This window comes from Micromonospora sp. NPDC047521 (assembly GCF_055587305.1).
In genome coordinates, this window is record NZ_JBVJGN010000001.1 from 203,445 (window position 1) to 221,530 (window position 18,086).

General features: G+C 71.1%; 20 protein-coding genes. 8 read left to right on the forward strand and 12 right to left on the reverse strand.

The features are described 5' to 3' along the window. The first annotated feature begins 34 nt into the window (after positions 1–34). From ACZ6N8_RS00950 to ACZ6N8_RS00960, 3 genes are read left to right on the forward strand one after another with little or no spacing between them, the layout of a single operon-like run. Complete coding sequence (locus tag ACZ6N8_RS00950) at positions 35–532, forward strand: hypothetical protein (RefSeq protein WP_466006741.1); 498 nt, start codon at positions 35–37, stop codon at positions 530–532. After that, positions 529–1,023, forward strand: coding sequence for a thiol-disulfide oxidoreductase DCC family protein (locus ACZ6N8_RS00955; RefSeq protein ID WP_364367181.1), 495 nt, complete (start codon positions 529–531; stop codon positions 1,021–1,023). Before ACZ6N8_RS00950 ends, ACZ6N8_RS00955 begins: the two co-directional genes overlap by 4 nt. Further along, positions 986–1,684: a TetR family transcriptional regulator gene (locus ACZ6N8_RS00960; protein ID WP_139583527.1), complete on the forward strand. Its 699-nt coding sequence runs from the start codon at positions 986–988 to the stop codon at positions 1,682–1,684. Before ACZ6N8_RS00955 ends, ACZ6N8_RS00960 begins: the two co-directional genes overlap by 38 nt. Before the next feature lie 222 nt (positions 1,685–1,906). On the opposite strand, the gene ACZ6N8_RS00965 is transcribed toward ACZ6N8_RS00960, so the two are convergent. Further along, positions 1,907–2,569, reverse strand: coding sequence for a GNAT family N-acetyltransferase (locus ACZ6N8_RS00965; RefSeq protein ID WP_364367185.1), 663 nt, complete (start codon positions 2,567–2,569; stop codon positions 1,907–1,909). 91 nt (positions 2,570–2,660) lie between these two features. Next, positions 2,661–3,140, reverse strand: coding sequence for a DUF4396 domain-containing protein (locus tag ACZ6N8_RS00970; protein ID WP_387112549.1), 480 nt, complete (start codon positions 3,138–3,140; stop codon positions 2,661–2,663). 139 nt (positions 3,141–3,279) lie between these two features. Here ACZ6N8_RS00970 and ACZ6N8_RS00975 point away from each other — a divergent pair, with 139 nt between their 5' ends. Next, the gene (locus tag ACZ6N8_RS00975; protein ID WP_466006742.1) at positions 3,280–3,468 is read left to right on the forward strand and encodes a hypothetical protein; all 189 of its coding nucleotides are present in this window, start codon (positions 3,280–3,282) and stop codon (positions 3,466–3,468) included. Between the two features lie 142 nt (positions 3,469–3,610). Next, on the forward strand, positions 3,611–4,129 hold the full coding sequence (locus tag ACZ6N8_RS00980) for a hypothetical protein (protein ID WP_466006743.1): 519 nt from the start codon (positions 3,611–3,613) through the stop codon (positions 4,127–4,129). Between the two features lie 10 nt (positions 4,130–4,139). Here the strand turns inward: ACZ6N8_RS00980 and ACZ6N8_RS00985 are convergent, their stop codons facing one another. Together ACZ6N8_RS00985 and ACZ6N8_RS00990 are read right to left on the reverse strand one after the other, a co-directional pair. After that, positions 4,140–4,868 carry a Clp protease N-terminal domain-containing protein gene (locus tag ACZ6N8_RS00985; protein WP_466006744.1) on the reverse strand — a complete coding sequence of 243 codons (729 nt, stop codon included), beginning with the start codon at positions 4,866–4,868 and terminating at the stop codon, positions 4,140–4,142. 68 nt (positions 4,869–4,936) lie between these two features. Beyond that, positions 4,937–5,953, reverse strand: coding sequence for a glycosyltransferase (locus ACZ6N8_RS00990; protein WP_466006745.1), 1,017 nt, complete (start codon positions 5,951–5,953; stop codon positions 4,937–4,939). Between the two features lie 122 nt (positions 5,954–6,075). On the opposite strand from ACZ6N8_RS00990, the gene ACZ6N8_RS00995 reads away from it, so the two are divergent. Next, complete coding sequence (locus ACZ6N8_RS00995; RefSeq protein ID WP_466007275.1) at positions 6,076–6,903, forward strand: DUF72 domain-containing protein; 828 nt, start codon at positions 6,076–6,078, stop codon at positions 6,901–6,903. On the opposite strand, the gene ACZ6N8_RS01000 is transcribed toward ACZ6N8_RS00995, so the two are convergent. The 4 genes from ACZ6N8_RS01000 to ACZ6N8_RS01015 all read right to left on the reverse strand — a co-directional run bounded on the left by ACZ6N8_RS01000 (position 6,900) and on the right by ACZ6N8_RS01015 (position 12,117). Further along, a complete protein-coding gene (locus tag ACZ6N8_RS01000) occupies positions 6,900–8,735 on the reverse strand; it encodes a glycoside hydrolase family 15 protein (RefSeq protein WP_466006746.1) in 1,836 nt (611 codons plus the stop codon). The genes ACZ6N8_RS00995 and ACZ6N8_RS01000 overlap by 4 nt on opposite strands. 108 nt (positions 8,736–8,843) lie before the next feature. After that, positions 8,844–11,216 carry an ATP-binding cassette domain-containing protein gene (locus tag ACZ6N8_RS01005; RefSeq protein ID WP_466006748.1) on the reverse strand — a complete coding sequence of 791 codons (2,373 nt, stop codon included), beginning with the start codon at positions 11,214–11,216 and terminating at the stop codon, positions 8,844–8,846. A 35-nt stretch (positions 11,217–11,251) separates the two neighbouring features. Further along, complete coding sequence (locus ACZ6N8_RS01010) at positions 11,252–11,662, reverse strand: VOC family protein (RefSeq protein ID WP_466006749.1); 411 nt, start codon at positions 11,660–11,662, stop codon at positions 11,252–11,254. Positions 11,663–11,667: 5 nt separating this feature from the next. After that, the gene (locus ACZ6N8_RS01015) at positions 11,668–12,117 is read right to left on the reverse strand and encodes a helix-turn-helix transcriptional regulator (RefSeq protein ID WP_466006750.1); all 450 of its coding nucleotides are present in this window, start codon (positions 12,115–12,117) and stop codon (positions 11,668–11,670) included. Positions 12,118–12,234: 117 nt separating this feature from the next. On the opposite strand from ACZ6N8_RS01015, the gene ACZ6N8_RS01020 reads away from it, so the two are divergent. Continuing rightward, on the forward strand, positions 12,235–13,254 hold the full coding sequence (locus tag ACZ6N8_RS01020; RefSeq protein WP_466006751.1) for an aldo/keto reductase: 1,020 nt from the start codon (positions 12,235–12,237) through the stop codon (positions 13,252–13,254). 13 nt (positions 13,255–13,267) lie between these two features. On the opposite strand, the gene ACZ6N8_RS01025 is transcribed toward ACZ6N8_RS01020, so the two are convergent. Together ACZ6N8_RS01025 and ACZ6N8_RS01030 are read right to left on the reverse strand one after the other, a co-directional pair. Then, positions 13,268–13,834 carry a kinase gene (locus tag ACZ6N8_RS01025; RefSeq protein ID WP_466006752.1) on the reverse strand — a complete coding sequence of 189 codons (567 nt, stop codon included), beginning with the start codon at positions 13,832–13,834 and terminating at the stop codon, positions 13,268–13,270. Beyond that, positions 13,824–14,210, reverse strand: a complete 387-nt coding sequence (locus ACZ6N8_RS01030; RefSeq protein ID WP_466006753.1) for a hypothetical protein — start codon at positions 14,208–14,210, stop codon at positions 13,824–13,826. Before ACZ6N8_RS01030 ends, ACZ6N8_RS01025 begins: the two co-directional genes overlap by 11 nt. A gap of 110 nt (positions 14,211–14,320) precedes the next feature. On the opposite strand from ACZ6N8_RS01030, the gene ACZ6N8_RS01035 reads away from it, so the two are divergent. Then, positions 14,321–15,076 (forward strand): hypothetical protein, encoded by a 756-nt coding sequence (locus tag ACZ6N8_RS01035; RefSeq protein ID WP_466006755.1) that lies wholly within the window; start codon positions 14,321–14,323, stop codon positions 15,074–15,076. Positions 15,077–15,105: 29 nt separating this feature from the next. Here the strand turns inward: ACZ6N8_RS01035 and ACZ6N8_RS01040 are convergent, their stop codons facing one another. Both ACZ6N8_RS01040 and ACZ6N8_RS01045 read right to left on the reverse strand, forming a co-directional pair. After that, positions 15,106–17,760 carry a DUF4132 domain-containing protein gene (locus ACZ6N8_RS01040; protein ID WP_466006756.1) on the reverse strand — a complete coding sequence of 885 codons (2,655 nt, stop codon included), beginning with the start codon at positions 17,758–17,760 and terminating at the stop codon, positions 15,106–15,108. Then, positions 17,761–18,069 carry a hypothetical protein gene (locus ACZ6N8_RS01045; RefSeq protein WP_466006757.1) on the reverse strand — a complete coding sequence of 103 codons (309 nt, stop codon included), beginning with the start codon at positions 18,067–18,069 and terminating at the stop codon, positions 17,761–17,763. It abuts the gene before it with no gap. Positions 18,070–18,086 lie beyond the last annotated feature (17 nt).

Here is an 18,086-nt window from a genome sequence, read left to right on the forward strand (position 1 = left end):
CGGTAGTTGAACGCGTTCAAGAGGAGCGTCCCCCATGGACACCAAGGTCTGGATGTACCTGGTCTACCTCGCGGTCAGCGTCGGCCTGACGATCTGGGTGGCCCGGTCCCTGTCGCGCAACGGCCAGGTCTTCCTGGAGGAGGTGTTCTCCGACGAACGACTGGCCCGAGCGGTCAACAGCCTCCTGGTGGTCGGCTTCTACCTGCTCAACCTCGGCTACGTCACGGTGGCGATGAAGCACGACGACCCGGTGCTCTCGACCAGCCAGGCCATGGAGGAGCTGTCCCTCAAGATCGGGCTGGTGCTGCTGGTACTCGGGGCACTGCACTTCTTCAACGTGTTCGCGCTTGGCCGCTACCGCCGCAACCGGCTCCGCCAGCTCGCCACCCACCCGCCCGTCGCACCGATCGGCAGGCTTCCCGTGCAGACCGGACCGCACGGCCCCTACCCCGTCGCCCCCCACCCGGGCGGTCCGCACCCGACCACTCCGCAGCCGGGCGGCGGGCCGGCCGGTCCACCGCCGACCCGATGACCGGGCCATCGACCGACGGCACCGGCCGGCCCCCGGATTCCACCGCACACGGGGGCGGTGGAATCCGGGGGTTCACGGTCCTGTTCGACGCGTCCTGCCCGCTCTGCCGCGCCGCCCGCCGGTGGCTCGCGTCGCGCGCCCAACTCGTACCCCTGGAGTTCGTCGCGGCCGGGTCGGTCGAGGCCCGGCGGCGCTTCCCCGGCCTGGACCACGACGCCACCCTGCGCGACCTCACCGTTGTCGCCGACACCGGCGAGGTGTACGCGGGCGACGGCGCCTGGTTCGCCTGCCTCTGGGCACTGGCCGACCACCGGTCCACCGCCGAACGGTTGGCCCGCCCCCACCTGATGCCGCTCGCCCGGCAGGTGGTGGCCGCCGCCTCGGCGATCCGGGAGCGGGTCCGCGACCCACGGGTCGAGCCGACCGACGAGCTGGCGGGATACGGTGGCCCGGATGACCGAGCAGCCTGCGCCGACGACCACTGCGGGTGATCCTGCCACCGCCCGTGGCGAGCAGACCCGGCAGCTGATCCGGGACACCGCGATGCGGCTGTTCCGCGAGCGCGGTTACGCCCAGACCACCATGCGGGCCATCGCGCAGGAGGCAGGCGTTGCGGTCGGCAACGCCTACTACTACTTCGGCTCCAAGGACCACCTGATCCAGGAGTTCTACGCCCAGTCCCAGGTCGAGCACCGGGCCGCCGCTCAGCCCGTGCTCGACCGGGAGGAGTCGTTCGGCGCCCGGCTGGCCGGGGTGCTGCACGCGGGGATCGACGTGCTGACGCCGTCGCACGAGTTCGCGGCGACCTTCTTCAAGACGGCGGCGGAGCCGACCTCGCCGCTCAGCCCCTTCTCCGCGGAGTCCTCCGGCCCCCGGGAGGCGGCGATCGCCCTCTTCGCCGAGGTGCTGGACGGCTCGACAGCCAAGGTCGACGCCGACCTGCGTCCGCAGTTGCCCGAGCTGCTCTGGCTGGCGTACATGGGCGTGGTCCTCTACTGGGTGCACGACCGGTCGCCCGGGCAGACCAAGACCAGGCAGTTGATCGACGGCGTCGTCCCGCTCATCGACCGGCTCACGGCGCTGTCCCGGCTCCGGGTCCTGCGCCCCGTGACCCGGCAGGTGCTCGACCTGATCCGCACGCTACGTCACTGACCCGGCGCGCACCCTCGGCATGGTCGAGCCGCAGGTCAAGTCCACTATTCGACACTCCGAACCGACAGCTCACGCCTTGCACCGAGTGTGCTCGATACGTAGCGTGATCGGCACGGACCGGCCCCGCCCCGCGCGCGAGGGCGGTCGCCCGAACCGGGACCTGGGGGGAGGTCGCGGACCGTGGATCCGGCCCGGGATCCACGGTCCGCGCCCGACGCGAGGTCAGCGCGGGTAGACCCCGTACGCACGCCAGCCCCGGTCCGGGAAACCCGCGGCGTCGGCGACCCGGGCGGAGGCGAGATTGTCCCGCTCGTGCAGGTAGGTGGGCACCGCTCCCTCGTCGAGCACCCGCCGCGCCGCCTGCGCGACCAGCCGACGGGCGAGGCCGCGACCTCGGGCGGCGGGCACGGTGCCGACTGCCAACTCCCGCCCGTACGCGTCGTGCCGCTTGATCCCCAACCCGGCCAGGTAGGTGCCGTCCGCGTCGCGGACCACAAGCACCTGCCTGTCGAACAGCCGCAGCCACTGCGGCAGCCCGGGGGCGGTGGGTGCGGTCCACTCCCCCACGTCGGGAAGCGGCGCGGGAGCGAGGCTCCACCGGAACGGGCCGTCGTGCACGCACCACTGCGGTAGCCCGACCGCCTGCGGCAGGGCGCCCAGGAGCCGGCCCGGCGTGCCGTGGGCCAGCGTGCGGACCGCGTCCACCCGGTCCGGCGCCACGGAGAGCACGGCGCTGCGCCCGGTGTCGACGGCGAGCGCCGGACGCAGTCGACCGTCCCAGGCCGGCAGGGCCCGTCGGTACGAACCGACCACGTGCAGGCCCGGCCCCGCCGGCCACTGTCCGAGCCAGGTGGCCAGGTGCAGGTGGAGCCGCCGGTCGAGCATGAAGCACCTCCCCGTCACCCGGCCCGTCGTGGATCACCGTACGCCGGGCGGGGCCGCCCGGCGGGCGATCCCCCGGGCCGCCGGGCGGGGGTCACGACGCCGTCGGTGCGGTGGGGTGGTGGCCGCCGTGGTGGTGCTGGTGCACCACCGCGTGCCCCCGTCCCCGCACGATCAGGGCGCGGTTCACCGGCACGGTCACCGCGAAGGCCACCGCCAGCGCGCCGGCCAGGCTGCCCCAGAACAGCGGGTCGGCGAGGCCGGCTCGCATGGCGCCCGGCACGGCGAGCATGACGCCGTTGTCGACCAGCTCCATGACCGCGATGCTTACCGTGTCGGCGACGAGGGCCACCCGGATCGCCCGGGCGAGCGGCAGGCCCGAGCGGAGCACCGGACGGATCGTCAACGCGTAGCCGAAGACGAAGGCCAGCACGACGGCGAGGGCGATGGTGGCCAGGTCGGACCAGCCGAGAGCGGTGCCGATGACCATGCCGAGCACCTCGCCGATGGCGCAGCCGGTCAGGCAGTGCAGCGTCGCGGCGATGGCCAGTCGGGTCGGATTCGTGTTCTCCATGCCCGACACGTTATACCCCCCGGGGGTATGCCGCCAGTGACCGGGACCACCCCGGGCCGGAGATCCGGGAACCGACCGCAACTATTGACCGTCATAGGTATTTCCATACATGGACACCTTTGTTTGGGACGGTATGGCCATGCCGAATCAGCCGAACGACAGCCACCACCAGGACCCGGAGCGACTCTGGTGGCCAGCGGAGGCGCTGGAACACCTTCCGGTCCAACCCCGTCACCACGGGTGGCGTGCGACGGGCGGCATGTCGTGGGGCGAACTGAACAGACTGCGCATCGGCAGCTCCAGCAGGCACGGCCTGAACACGCACTGACCCACCACGCTCGTGCGTGAGGTGGTGTCGGCCAGCGGGCGCCGAACGACACACCGGTGGAGGTCCAGCGGCGGCTTTCGCACACCTGTCGGGTAATTTCTTGTGGTCCGGCATCCGGCCTACGACAGGAGAAGCTCCGCGCATGGGCAAGAAGACGATCCACGTCTCCGACTTCACCGGCACCGTTCTGCAGCAGGACGACGAGGCGGTGCGCGTCGTCGTCCTGGAGCACCCGGACCTGGTCGCCGGGCCCGTGCAGTTGGACGCCACCCCCGCCGAGGTGGAGAACATCGACGACGCCGCCCTGGACGTCGCCGTGGTCGAGATCCACGACCGGCACGGTGGCGGCGAACCCCGCCGGGTGGTGCTGACCGCCAGCGAGTTCGACGCGATGGCGACCGACGTGCCGATGGCGCAGTTGCTGAAGACCGCCGAGCGCGTCCGCCCACCCAAGACCCGCAAGAGCGCCGAGAAGATCGACTACGGCACGCTGGAGCACGCCGGCAAGCCGCACCGGGGGCGGGTCACCGAGGAGGAGGCCCGCCTGGTGCGCGAGCGGCTCGACGAGGTCAACAAGCGCCTCGCCGACGCGGGCGTACGCCAGATCGACCCTGCCGATCCGGAGCACGCCCTGCGCTACGGCTTCCCCGACGTCTCCTGACCGGGGCCTGTCACTTCTGCGCGACGGCGGCGGCGAGCGCGGCGGAGAGGTCGGCTTCGACCGCCGACTTCTCCAGGCCGAGGTCGCTGAGCACACCGGAGCCGTCCTCCTGCTCCAACAGGGCGAGCAGGATGTGCTCGGTGCCGATGTAGTTGTGCCCGAGGCGCAGCGCCTCCCGGAAGGTCAGCTCCAGCGCCTTCTTGCCGCGCGCGTCGTACGGGATGAGGTCCGGGACCTGGTCGGCCGGTGGCGGGAGGGCGGCGCCGACCGCCTGGCGTACCCCCTCGGGGGTGGCCCCGCGACCGGCCATGACCCGGGCGGCCAGCCCCTCCGGCTCGGCCAGCAGGCCCAGCACCAGGTGCTCCGGCCCGATCTCGGCATGACCGCCGGCCCGGGCCTCCTCCTGCGAGGCCACCACCACGTTGCGGGCCCGTGGGGTGAACCGGCCGAAGCCGGCGTTCGGGTCGAGCGCCGCCGCGTCGGTGGCCTTCGGCACGAAACGCTTCTGCGCCGCCTGCTTGGTGACCCCCATGCTGCGGCCGATGTCGGTCCAGGAGGCGCCCGAGCGTCGCGCCTGGTCGACGAAGTGCCCGATCAGGTGGTCGGCGACCTCGCCGAGGTGATCTGCCGCGATGACCGCGTCGGTGAGTTGGTCGAGCGCGTCGGTGTGCGCCTTCTTGATGGCCTGGATGAGGTCGTCGAGCTTGACCGTGTTGCTCATCTGGATGGGATCCGTCATACGTCAACCATAGGTTGACGATACCCTTTCGTCAACCAGAAGTTGACGATGAGCGGTCCCCTGACGCTTCAGGCGGTCGCGGCGTACTCCGGCAGGTGTCGCGCGACGGTCGCCGGCGAGGGCATGGCGGCGATCTCCCCGGCGAGCGCGCGGGCCGCGTCGCGGTGCTCGGTCCCGCCGTGCCGCGGCAGCAGCCTGCGGGCCTGCTCGGCGACGGCGGCCACGTCCACCTCGTGCGGAAGCAGGCGCAGGGCGGCACCAGCGGCGCTTACCGCGTCGGCGTTGGCGAACTGGTCGGCGCCCTGCGGCAGCATGAGCTGCGGTACGCCCACCGCGAGCGCGCCGAGGGTCGTGCCGCTGCCGCCGTGGTGCACCACGAGGTCCACATGCGACAGCAGCTCCGCCTGCGGCAGCCATCGACGCACCGTGACGCGGTCGGGAACGTCGCCGAGTTCCTCCGGCCCCACCCGACCGGCGGCGACCACCACCTCGACGCCGAGCGTCGCCAGCCCCGCGATGGCAGTGGTCAACAGCTCCGGCGTGCCGAACGCCGTACCGAGCGTCAGGTAGACCAACGGTCGGGAGCCCTGGCGACCGGCGACGTCGGGCAGCGGGCCCGGCGGCGAGAACGGGACCGGCCGCAGCCCGATCCGCCGTTGGGTGGCGATGAAGTCCCTGTCCTGGAGCGAGGGCGGGCAGATGTCGACGTGCGGGCGGCCGACGACCTCCGCGTTCCCGGTCGGCCGTTCGAGCCCGATGCCGTCGGGGAACATCCGGCCGAACCCGTGCCAGATGCCGGGGACACCGGCCCGTCGGGCCGCGACGGCCGCCCCGGGCAGCCCCCACTCGTGCACCACCAGATCCGGGCGCAGCCGGGCCAGCTCCGGTTCGAGATCCTCGGCGTACACCTCGTAGAAGGCGTCGCCCGGACGGAACGGTCGCAGGCCGTTCGCGGCAAGCGGCTCGTGCACCGCCGTACCTGTGGCGAAGTGCACCTCGTGGCCGGCGTCCCGGGCGGCGACCGCCAGTGGGATCAGCGGGTAGGTGTGGCCGACGGAGGCGAGGCTGGCGAACAGCAGACGCATGGCGTCGGACCCTACCCGCCACACCTGTCGGCCCGGTCGCGTCGGCGCGCGTATACCGTGGGCTCCGGTCGGGCGCGGTGCGGCGGAGGGAGGCGGTCGTGCGGCTTGCCGTGGGGTGCGCGATGTGGACCCACCGGGCATGGCAGGGCCGGCTGCTGGAACATCCGCTTCCGCCGCAGGAGCGGCTGCGGCACTACGCGGGCTGGTGCGACGCCGTCGAGGGAAACACGACGTTCTACGCCACTCCGGCCCGGGAGACGGTGGCGTCGTGGGCCGCGCAGACCGACCCGGAATTCCGGTTCGTTCTCAAACTCCCCAAGGTGGTCACGCACGAACGCCGGCTCACCGACAACGGGGAGCCGCTGCGCGCCTTCCTGGACGCGATCGAGCCACTCGGCCCGCGTACCCACGCCCTCTGGGTCCAGTTGCCCGGCTCGTTCTCCCCCGCCGACGTCCCGACCCTGGGCCGGTTCCTGGGCCAGCTTCCCCGATCCCACAGGTACGCCGTCGAGGTCCGACACCCGGCGTTCTTCACCGACGCCGGCGCGATCCGGCTCCTCGAACAGACCCTCGCCGACACGGACGCCGAGTGGATCCCGTTCGACACCACCGCGTTCTTCACCACCCCGCCGGCAAGCGACGCGGAGCGGGACGCCTGGATGAAGAAGCCGCGCGTGCCGCTGCGGACGGCGGCGCTGACCGACCGGCCGATCGTCCGCTACCTCGGTCGTGACGACACCACGCGGACCGTCGAGGGGTGGCGGCGCTGGGTCGACGTCACAGTCGACTGGCTGCGAGAAGGGCGTTCGCCGACGGTGTTCGTCCACACCCCGGACAACGCCGACGCGCCGGTGCTCGCCCGCCGCTTCCACGACGAGGTACGGGCGCGGGTGCCCGGGCTCGACCCGCTGCCCGATCCGATACCTGTCGGACCGCTCACACTCTTCTAGGGACAGCGGCGCTTGTCGAGCAGTTCGTCGAGGTGGGACGCGGTGCTGATCAGCGACAGATGGCTGAACGCCTGCGGGAAGTTGCCGATCTGCTCGCCGGTGGCGGCGATCTCCTCCGAGTAGAGGCCCAGCGGGCTGCTGTAGGTGAGCATCTTCTCGAAGGTCAGCCGGGCGTCGTCGATCCGGCCCGCCTGGGCGAGGGCCTGTACGTACCAGAAGGTGCACATGCTGAAGGTGCCCTCGGTGCCCGCCAGCCCGTCCGGGGAGGCCCTCGGGTCGTAGCGGTAGACGAGGCTGTCGGAGACCAGGTCGGCGTCCACCGCCCGCAGGGTCGACCTCCACATCGGGTCGCTCGCCGAGATGAAGCCGACCCCGGGCATCGCGAGGAGCGACGCGTCCAGGATGTCGGTCTGGTAGTGCTGCACGAACGCCTGACGCTCGGAGTGGAAGCCACGAGCCATGACCTGCTCGTAGATGGCGTTGCGTTGGATCGCCCAGCGGGCGGTGTCGCCGGGGCGACCCCGGCGCTGCGCGAGGCGGACGGCGCGGTCCAGCGCCACCCAGGACATCATCCGCCCGTACGTGAAGTCCTGCCTGCCGGACCGGGTCTCCCAGATGCCGTCCTCGGGCTGATCCCAGTGGTCGCAGAGCCAGTCCATCAGCCCGGCCGTCTTACGCCATCCCTCGTGCGGGGCGATCAGTCCACTCCGGTCGGCGAGTTCCAGGGAGTTCAGCGCCTCACCGTAGATGTCGAGCTGCAACTGGTCGGCCGCGCCGTTGCCGATGCGTACGGGCGCCGAGCCGCGGTAGCCCTCCAGGTGGCCCAGCACCTCCTCGGGGAGGTCGGGTGAGCCGTCGATGCGGTACATGATCTGTAGGGGAAGGTCGCCGTCCCGGGCGTCCCGGATGCGGGCGTCGAGCCAGTGCAGATATTTCGCGGCCTCGTCGGTGAAGCCCAGCCGGAGCAGCGCGTGCACCGAGAAGGACGCGTCCCGGATCCACGTGTAGCGGTAGTCCCAGTTCCGCTGCCCACCGACCTGCTCCGGCAGCCCCGTGGTGGGCGCGGCCACCAGGGCGCCGGTCGGGGCGTACGTCATCAGCTTGAGCGTCATCGCCGACCGCTCGACCATCTCCCTCCACCGGCCGGTGTACCGGGAATGGTCGAGCCACCGCCGCCAGTAGTCGCGGGTCTGGGCGAGCAGCTCGCACGCCTCCTCGGTGCTGAGCGCCCGGGGCGCGTGCGGGCAGGCGGTCTCCAGGACCACCCCGCCGATGTCGTCGGCGTGAAGCGTGAACCGCGCGGACACGCCCTCCGCGTCCCGGCGAACTCCGTCCACGCCGATCAGCCGTTCGACGTTCCGGAACGGGGTGACGGTGAGGCTCATGGTCGGGCTACGGAACACGTCGCCCTCGGGGTGCACGTCGATCTCGCACGCGTCCCGGGCGTAGTTGAACCGGGGCTGGCAGTCGAAGCGGAACCGCATCGTCCCCCGCACCATCCGGATCAGCCGGATCAACCGGTGCTGGTCGGTGGCCTCCGCGCCGGTGACGGGCATGAAGTCCAGCATCTCGCCCACACCGTCCGCGCTGTGGAAACGGGTGATCAGGATCGGCGTGCCGGGTAGGTAGAGCTGTTTGCTCGTGTACGCGACGCCGTCGGGTGCGAGCTGGAAGTGCCCACCCGTGCGGCGATCCAGCAGGGCGCCGAAGATGCTCGGGGAGTCGAAACGGGGTGCGCAGAACCAGTCGATCGTACCGTCGGCGGTGATGAGGGCCGCGGTTTGCAGATCGCCGATCAGGCCGTGCTCCTCCAGTGCCGGGTAGGTTTCCACCCTGTCTCCCGCCGCTAGATCCGACGGCGGCGACTACCCGGGAATCGGCGTCTCACACCGTGCCGGGGCGGGGACGCGTGGTCCCCGGCCCCGACGCCGTTGGGGGGCTCAGGAGCGGACGTACGCCGCCAGGTGCTCTCCGGTGAGGGTGGAGCGGGCGGCCACGAGGTCGGCGGGGGTGCCCTCGAAGACGATCCGGCCGCCGTCGTGCCCGGCGCCCGGACCGAGGTCGATGATCCAGTCCGCGTGCGCCATGACCGCCTGGTGATGCTCGACGACGATTACCGACTTGCCCGAGTCGACGAGCCGGTCCAGCAGACCGAGCAGTTGCTCGACGTCGGCCAGGTGCAGGCCAGTTGTCGGCTCGTCGAGGACGTAGACGCCGCCCTTGTCGGCCATGTGGGTGGCCAGTTTGAGCCGCTGGCGCTCGCCACCGGACAGTGTCGTGAGCGGCTGGCCGAGGCTGAGGTAGCCGAGCCCGACGTCCGCGAGCCGGTCGAGGATGGCGTGCGCGGCGGGCGTACGAGCGTCGCCCGCGCCGAAGAACTTCTCGGCCTCCGACACCGACATCGCGAGGACCTCGCTGATGTCACGACCGCCGAGGTGGTATTCCAGCACCGAGGCCTGGAACCGCTTGCCCTCGCAGTCCTCGCAGGTGGTGGCGACGCCGGCCATCATCGCCAGGTCGGTGTAGATGACCCCGGCGCCGTTGCAGGTCGGGCAGGCGCCCTCGGAGTTGGCGCTGAACAGCGCCGGCTTCACGCCGTTGGCCTTGGCGAACGCCTTACGGATCGGGTCGAGCAGGCCCGTGTAGGTGGCCGGGTTGCTCCGCCGCGAGCCGCGGATCGCGCCCTGGTCGATCGACACCACTCCCGCGCCGGCCGGGATCGAGCCGTGGATCAGCGAACTCTTGCCGGACCCGGCGACGCCGGTGACGACACAGAGCACCCCCAGTGGAACGTCGACGTCGACGTCACGGAGGTTGTGGGCGTTGGCGCCGCGGATCTCCAACGCCCCGGTGGGCTTGCGCACCGCCGGTTTGAGCTGGGCCCGGTCGTCGAGGTGGCGGCCGGTGATGGTGCCGCTGCTCCGCAGCCCTTCGACGCTGCCCTCGTAGCAGACCGTGCCGCCTCCCGTGCCGGCGCCGGGACCGAGGTCGACGACGTGGTCGGCGATCGCGATCGCCTCCGGCTTGTGCTCTACGACCAGCACGGTGTTGCCCTTGTCGCGCAACTGCAACAGCAGCTCGTTCATCCTCGCGATGTCGTGCGGGTGCAACCCGATGGTCGGCTCGTCGAAGACGTAGGTGACGTCGGTGAGCGACGACCCGAGATGACGGATCATCTTGGTGCGCTGCGCCTCACCACCGGAGAGCGTGCCGGACGGGCGGTCGAGCGAGAGGTAGCCCAACCCGATCTCCTCGAACGAGTCGAGGAGGTGTTGCAGCCCCTTGATGAGTGGCGCCACCGACGGCTCGTCGAGGCCCCGCACCCAGGCGGCCAGGTCGCTGATCTGCATCGCGCAGACATCGGCGATGTTCCTGCCCTTGATCTTCGAGGACAGGGCCGCCTGACTGAGCCGGGTCCCGCCGCAGTCGGGGCAGGTCGTGAACGTCACCGCCCGCTCCACGAAGGCGCGGATGTGCGGCTGCAACGCATCGATGTCCTTGGACAGGAAGGACTTCTGGATCGACGGAATCAGGCCGGCGTACGTCAGGTTGATGCCGTCGACCTTGATCTTGGTCGGCTCCCGGTGCAGCAGGTCGTCCAGCTCCCGCTTGGTGTACTTCGCGATCGGCTTGTCCGGGTCGAAGTAGCCGCAGCCGCGGAAGATTCGGCCGTACCAGCCCTCCATGCTGTAACCGGGGATCGTGATCGCGCCCTCGTTGAGCGACAGGGTGTCGTCGTACAGCGCGGACCTGTCGATGTCGGTGACCGAGCCCATGCCCTCACAGCGCGGACACATCCCGCCCAGGCGGGTGAAGGTCGCCTTCTCGGTCTTCGTCCGGCCCGCGCCGCGCTCGACGGTGATCGCGCCGCTGGCCTTCACCGAAGGGACATTGAAGGAGTACGCGTTGGGCGAGCCGATGTGCGGCTTCCCGAGCCGGCTGAAGAGGATCCGCAGCATCGCGTTCGCGTCGGTGGCGGTGCCGACGGTCGAGCGGGAGTTCGCGCCCATCCGCTCCTGGTCCACGATGATCGCCGTCGTGAGACCGTCCAGCAGGTCGACGTCCGGGCGGGCCAGGGTCGGCATGAAACCCTGCACGAACGAGCTGTACGTCTCGTTGATCATCCGCTGCGACTCGGCGGCGATGGTGCCGAACACGAGGGAACTCTTGCCCGAGCCGGAGACGCCCGTGAACACCGTGAGGCGGCGCTTCGGGATCTCGACACTGACGTCCCGGAGGTTGTTGACGCGCGCGCCCTGCACGCGGATCAGGTCGTGGCTGTCGGCCGCGTGCGGCCCGGACGGCTTCTTCATCGTGTCTCCATCTGCCACCCGGCCCCGGCGACCGCTCAGCGCTTCTCCTGAATGCGGACCATGTTGCCAGCGGGGTCGCGGAAGGCGCAGTCCCGCACGCCGTACGGCTGGTCGGTCGGCTCCTGGACCACCTCGGCGCCGCTACGCTCCAGCGTCCCGAACGTCTCGTCCAGGTCGGTGGCGGCCAGGTTCACACCGAAGTAGCTGCCCTTGGCCATCATCTCGGCGATGGTACGGCGCTCGTCGTCGGTCAGGCCGGGCGTGGCGGCCGGCGGGTGCAGGACGATCGACGTGTCGGGCTGCCCGACGGGGCCGACGGTGATCCAGCGCATGCCCTGGTATCCGACGTCGTTGCGCACCTCGAAACCGAGGATGTCACGGTAGAAGGCCAGCGAGGCGTCCGGGTCGCTGTGCGGAAGGAAGCTCGAGTGAATGCTGATGTCCATGTCACTCAGGCTAGGTGCGGCTGGACGTGCGCTGCTTCTCGATTCCTGATCGGTCTGGTCACCTGCTTCGCCACGCAGGACGGTATCCCGGCGGTCGCGCGTACCGCCTCGCGTCGGTAGACGCTCGGCGGGACACCCACCAACTCGGTGAAGCGGGTGCTGAAGGTGCCCAGTGAGGAACAACCGACAGCGAAGCAGACATCTGTGACGCTCAGGTCACCCCGGCGCAGCAGGGCCATCGCCCGCTCGATACGTCGCGTCATGAGATAGCTGTACGGGGACTCCCCGTACGCCTGCCGGAACTCCCGGCTGAGGTGCCCCGACGACATGTGCTCGCCCCGGGCGAGCACCTCGACGTCAAGTGGTTGGGCGTACTCCCGGTCGATCCGGTCCCGGACGCGGCGCAGCCGCGCGAGATCGCGTAGCCGCTGCTCCTCGGCAGGTGTGCTGGTCACGGCCCAAATCGTGCCACATCAGAGGGGCCGGGTTGGCAAACGGAACAACGTTCCGTAGAGTGGTTAACGGAACGGCGATCCGCTTATTCGCCAGCCAACCCTTCGTGGAGGACAGTCATGCAGTACCGCACCCTGGGCCGCACCGGCGTACAGGTCAGCACCCTCGCGCTCGGCGCGATGAACTTCGGCAGCCTGGGACGCGTCACCCAGGACGAGGCCACCGCCCTGGTCGGCGCCGCCCTGGACGCCGGCGTCAACCTCGTCGACACCGCCGACATGTACAGCCAGGGCGAGTCGGAGGAGATGGTGGGCAAGGCCATCGCGGGCCGCCGCGACGACATCGTGCTGGCCACCAAGGCCGGCATGCCGATGGGCGACGAACGCAACCACCAGGGCAGCTCGCGGCGCTGGTTGGTGACCGAGCTGGACAACAGCCTGCGCCGCCTCGGCGTCGACCACGTCGACCTCTACCAGATCCACCGCTGGGACCCGCGCACCAGCGACGAGGAGACGCTGTCCGCCCTGACCGACCTCCAGCGCGCCGGGAAGATCCGCCACTTCGGCTCGTCGACGTTCCCCGCGTACCGCATCGTGCAGGCCGAGTGGACCGCCCGGGACCGCCACCTGGGCCGTTACGTCACCGAGCAGCCCAGCTACTCGATCCTGCAACGCGGGATCGAGACGCACGTCCTTCCCGTCACCGAGGAGTACGGGCTCGGCGTTCTGGCCTGGAGCCCGCTGGCCTCGGGCTGGCTGTCGGGCGCGATCCGCTCCGGCCGGGAAATCAGCACCCACCGCTCGGCCGTGCTGCCGCAACGCTTCGACACCACCATCCCCGCCAACCAGGCCCGGCTCGACGCCGTCGAGCGGCTGGCCGCGGTCGCCGACGAGGCGGGCCTGACCATGATCCAGCTCGCGCTCGGCTTCGTCACCGCGCACCCGGCCGTGACCAGCGCGATCATCGGCCCCCGCACCATGGAGCATCTGCGTTCCCAGCTCGACGCCGCGGACACCGTCCTCTCCGCCGACGTGCTCGACGCGATCGACGCGATCGTCGCTCCGGGCGTCGACCTCGCCCCGCAGGAGAAGTTCGACACCCCGCCCGCCCTGCTCGACCCGGCCCTTCGACGGCGCTGACGCGTCACCGGGCTCAGGGGACGACCGGAAGGTCGTCCCCACGTCCGGTCTGGGGCAGCCCGGCGGCCGCGGCGATGGCCTCGACGGCCCCCTCCAGCGTGGTGCTCTCCGGCAGGACGAGTTCGCCGGCCCAGCCCAGGACGTCGTGGGCGTCATAGATCCCACTCATGTACTCGGCGGTGAACTCGTTGACCTGGGGGCGGGTGAGGTGCCGGCGCAGGGTCTCGGGCAGGGACACGTCGAGGTAGCAGAACAACGAGAGTCCCCGGTGGCCGTCCCGCAGGCTCGTCAACATCGTCCGGTAGAGGCTCGTGTGCAGGATGCCCTCCAGCACGACGTGGTAGCCGTGGTCCAGGGCGAACCGGACGGTCTGCCCGATCAACGCCGGCGCCACCCCGCCCGGCCGGTCCCGCTCGCGCAGCACGATGCGGCGCAGGTAGTCCTGTTCGACGAGTGCACACCCGCGGCCATGCCGACGCCGCAACTCCCGGCCGATGCTGCTCTTGCCCGAGCCCGAGTTGCCCCGCACGCAGATCAGGATCGTGTCCGGGTTGCCGGTCGGGGCGGCGTCACTGGCCACCGCGCTCCCGCGCATCGCCGGGCAGCCACCGGAGGGCGGCGTCGGCGGTGTCGTCGGGACTGCTGTTGAAGGCGATCGCCGCGCCCGGGGCATGCTGCCGGACCAGGTTGACCACCTTCTCGAAGAGCGGAAGCAGCGGCTCGTGCTTGCGGATACCGCCGCCGACCACCACGCAGGCGTACTCCCTGCGGGTCAGCGCCTCGACGATCGCCGCCTCGGCGCTCTCGTCCGGAACCACCAGGCACAGGTCGGCCTCGATGCCGTGCTCTCCGAAGCGGGCCTGACCGCGGGCTATCGCCGCCACCACCGGCTCCGGGTCCCAACCCGAGATCCTCAGGGGATCGAGACCGACCACCAGCACAGGTCCCAGTGCCATGCCCACTCCCCTAGAACGGTCCGACCCCGCCCGTCGATGCTGCCACAGAAGCAGCGGGATGAGTACGAACACTCATCCCGCTGCCAGCGCCGGCAGGCATGCTCGACGCCATGGCACCTCCTCTCCGGATCGGCGCGCTGGCGGTGGTGGCCTGCCTGCTGCTGAGCGGATGCGCGGACTACGGCGACGGCGACGAGATGGCCCGGGACATGGCGGCCGCCGAAGCCGGACGCCTCGTCGCCGACCTCGGGTACGGCGACCGGATCCGGGACGCCGAGTACATCGCCGCGACGGGTCTCCCCCCGGTGGCGGCCGGCGACAGCTCTCCCGTCCGGATCGAGGCGCTGGCCTGGTCGGGCCGGACCGCGCCCCACGAGCAGGCCGTCATCGACGTGCGGATCGCCGTGACGGTGGCCGAGGACCAGGGGTCGCCCTTCGGCGACGGTGGCCACTCCGCCGGGCAGGCCACGCGGTGCTACCGCTACCTGCTCGAACTGCACAGTGCCACGTCCCACGAGGAGATCGACTGCCCGGTCGTGGCCACACCGCCGGTGCCCAGCGCCGCACCGGTTCCGGCACTACCCGACGACGCGCTCGCCCGACTCACGGCGGCCCTGCGCACCGCCACACCGAGCACGCTCGCCGGTGCGGTGCGCGCGGCGTTCCCCGAGCGGCACGTCACCGTCGACACGGCCACCCACGAGGGTGCCCTCGTCGCAGCGGTGGGCGTACCCGCCGAACGGGAATGCCTCCTGCTGGTCCGCACCGCCGGCGGGGCCGTCGAGTCGCCCGGGTACGACCCCGCCTGGTTGGCGCCGGGCGAGACGGGGTGCGGGACCAGGCTCTACCTCTCGCCCCCGCGTTAGTGCCGGCCGCCTCCTGCTCCGCCCACATCTCAGAGCTGACGCAGGATCACCGGGTCCTTGATCTTCTTGTCGGCGGCCAGGAGCAGCACCTTGCTGATGATCTCGGCGAGTCGGCTGTCGCCTTCGAAGGGCAGGAACATCTCCGGCTCCTTCGCCTTCGCCGAGTCCGGGATGATGCACAGGTACCTGTCGTCAGGGGCGATCAGGATGTTGCCCGAGCCGCAGTGGATACGGTACGTGTGCAGATCCCCGCGTACCTCGACGAACCTGTCGGTGACGGCGCAGCGGTCGGCGATCGCCAGCCGGGGAATCAGCTCCGCCAGCACCTCCCGGCGTGTCCGGGCGGTCGGGGTGAGGTCGCCGAAGCTGTTCCGCGACCAGTAGTCGCGGTACCGGCCGGCGGGGCCACCGTCGTACCAGTTCGGGTCGGCGCCCACCCCGGCCGTGGCCACGAACAGGTCGACGTCGCGCATCACCTCGCTCAGCACCACCGCCGGAACCTCCTCCAACGGCACCGGGGTGCGCTCACCCCTGACGAACCACAGCTGGTCGGTGGCCATCGTGTCGAACACCGCGTCGTCACCCCGGTCCTCGATGCCCGCGACGTTCAGCTGGGCGCGCAGACCCCAGTCGGGAAGGGCCAACCAGGGCAGGTCGTAGCTGGCGCCGTCGTTGCGGTGCTGGACGTACGACCAGCCACGCCGGGACAGCAGCGCGTTGAGGCGGTGCTGGCGAACGATGTGCGCGGCGAACCGGTTGGAGTACGTGCCGGTGGCCCGCTCGGCGTCGGTGAGCAGGTACTGCTCCCGGTGTGCCTGCTTGAACGGCTGGGTGACCGCGTGCCGGGTCAGGAAGTCCCGCCAGGGGCGGACCGCTGCCGGGTCGTCGACCGGGTGCCACAGCCGGACCGTGGCGCTGTCGGCGGGCTCGACCACCGCGTCGTCCACCGTCCGGAGGGCACCGTCATCCCAGCAGCAGGCCACGCCGTCGACGGTCCAGATGAGACGCCGGGCCAGCGTCCGGGCCAGCGGGTGGTCCAGGAAACGCTCCCGCCACTGCTCGACGGTCCACGACCGGTCACGCCGCAGCAGCCCTTCCAGGCGGTCGCGGGTGGCGACAAGCGTCGCCGCGACGTCGGTGACCGTCGCCTTCAACTCCTTCAGCTCGTCGCCGTGGTCGCTGCGCACCTGTGCCGGTGGGGCCTTGACCACCTTGCCGTCCGCGTTGCGCCACACCAGTACGGCGTCGACGCCGCGCACCTCCAGCTCGTACGAGCAGTCGCCCAGCTTGTCGCCGAGCGGCAACCCGAAGCCGGGCAGGGCCATCTCCTCGACGTCCTCGCGGCTGACGCCGAGCGCCTCGGCGTGCCGGGCCAGACCCTTCTCGACGATGCGCAGCGTGCTCTTGTAGGTCAGCCGCGACGCCAGCCGGGCCAGTTGCGCGAGGGCGGCGGGATGATCGGTCTCGACGAGCGCCGCGACCGCGACGTTCGCCAGTTTCGGGCTCGCCGGGCCGTGGCCGGGAATCTTGCGGGCGGCCCGTTCCGCGATCTGGCCGAGGCTGCGCAGGGTCTGCTCCGACGACGGCAGAATCGTCCGCAGCCAGATCAGGCCCCACAGCAGCCCGACGTTGTAGCGGTCGATCATCCGGGGCGGGACGTCCGCGAGGTGGCCGGGACAGCACGTGGTCATGCGCAGCGGCAGGGTACGCGCCTGCCCCACGAGCGGGAGCCAGTCGTCGAGCCGGACGGTGAACTCGTCGCCGCCCACCGCGTCGAGCAGCGGCCGAGCCTGCTTGCGCCAGCCCGCCGACGGCTTCGCCTTGTCCGCCTCGACCGAACAGTGGGCCAGCAGCGCCTGCCACGCGGACCTGCGGTCCGCCGGCATCGCCTCGACGTCCGCGATCGCGCGGTCGGCCCACTGTTCGCCGACGTTGGGGATCGGCCACATCCGGTCGGCCTCGTCGCTCATGTCGCTGAGCGAACGCTCGATCCGGGTCCGGCGCCAGGCCGCCAGCGCCGCCGGGTTCACCCGCCCGACCGACGCCTCCGCCTGGATGGACTCCCAGGTGAACCACTTGAGCTGCGTGCTCCAGTAACCGAAGCCCAACCACGCCTGACCGCCGAGCCGATCGAGCCAGACGGCGCCGTCGAGCCCGCCGCCGGAGCGCACAGCTTTGATCAGGGTGCCCCGCCCGTCGCTGTTCTCCCCCGGCACCGTCAACGCGTCGAACACCGCCTGCCGGACCGACGCCGGTTGCGCGGCCAGCAGTTGCTCCGCCCGGGCCCACATCTCTCGGCGGGCGAGATCCCACGGCGTCTCGATCCGGTACGCCAGTCTCGGCAGGGTGTCGACCACCGTCATCGCCGCGGCACGACGGCGATCCTGGTCCGCGTCGCGGCCGTCCAGATCCGCCACGGCGGCGGCGAGCAACTCGCCCTGCCGCGTGGCCTCCGGCAGCAGCTCGACCTGCGGCGGAGCGAGATCATACGGCCCGTTCGGATCGTTGAGCGCGGCGAGCAGCGCGGACCCCGTGCCCGCCGGCGCCCAGCCGCAGACCGTGGCCACCCGACGGACGAAGTCCTGCCCGTCGACGGCGTTGAGGGTCTGGCCGTTGCGCTCGCACCAACCCCTGACGGTGGTGACCACGTCGCGCAGTGCCAGCTCCGGGTCGTACGTGTCCATTCAGCCACCCACCAGCGGCACGAGCTTGAGGAACGTCACCCGCGACCCCGCGTGCAGGCGGACCTTTTCGTCCAGGGCCGTCACCTGCCGGTCGTCGACAAGCACCACGAACCCGTTGCGGCGAAACGCGTCGAGAGCCGCCCGCGTCCGCTCCTGCGGGTCGACGTCCGCGCCGGACTCGGCGATCTCCAGGAATGTGCGCCGCCGGATCAACTCGTCGAGGCGTACCGACTCCTCGAAGACCTCCATGGTCCACTCAGGTCCGTCCGGCGCTCCGGTCACTTCATCGGCGATTGTGATCATCGGCATGGCGGAGAAGGTAGCGC